At 57.4% G+C, this 693-nt stretch carries 1 protein-coding gene; it reads left to right on the top strand.

Annotated elements, in window-relative coordinates:
* Nucleotides 1-306 precede the first annotated feature (306 nt).
* On the top strand, nt 307-693 hold a 387-nt coding region (locus EOA24_RS40025; protein WP_133375054.1), incomplete at its 3' end, for a Crp/Fnr family transcriptional regulator.

Genomic DNA, 693 nt, shown 5'->3' with positions numbered 1-693 from the left:
TGTTTGGTCCGGCGACCCGGTGGACGAACGCTGACGCCGTCCCGCTGGTTTATGAGGCGCCTTGGCTAGCGGGATAAGCAATTATTTGCCCACCAAGCAGACCAGCGGACTGTTCTTGAGGCGAGCAAAATGTTGAGGCCAGGCAGGCTTCCATCGTTATTTCAAGGGCTTACGGATCGCCCAGCAACGGGGCGCCGGTCGCAAAACCGAGACAATCGTTCCAGCCCCAGCCAAAATGCGCAATCATTTTTCTTTATAGTCTATAGAATTTATATAGTTTCCTCCTGATCTTATGGAGGACCGATCATGACCCTGCCAGGGAACGCTACAAGCGCGGCTAACGAACGAAGGCAGCAGCCACGACCAGCACTTCCCAATCAGGTTTTACTCCCTGGTGGCCAGGCACTCTTCCTGAGCGAAAGCATCGAGGGGCTGGATGAAGGCGCGCATTTTCTGGACACGCTGAACCCGGACGAAGTGGCGAGGCTCAACGGTCTCGGCCGGCGGTGCGCCTTCTCGACCGGTGAGGCGATCTTCAGCCAGGGCGATCGGCACGGGGGCATTTTCATAATCGAAAGCGGGCAGGTGCGTGTCTTTTATACCGCTCCATCAGGACGGGAGATCACGCTCGCCTATTGGACAGCCGGACATTTTACCGGTGGTCCCGAGATGACCGGCGGAGGCGCTCACATC

The organism is Mesorhizobium sp. M2A.F.Ca.ET.039.01.1.1, assembly GCF_003998035.1.
GTDB lineage: Bacteria > Pseudomonadota > Alphaproteobacteria > Rhizobiales > Rhizobiaceae > Mesorhizobium.
This window is presented reverse-complemented; position numbering and strand designations above follow the sequence as displayed.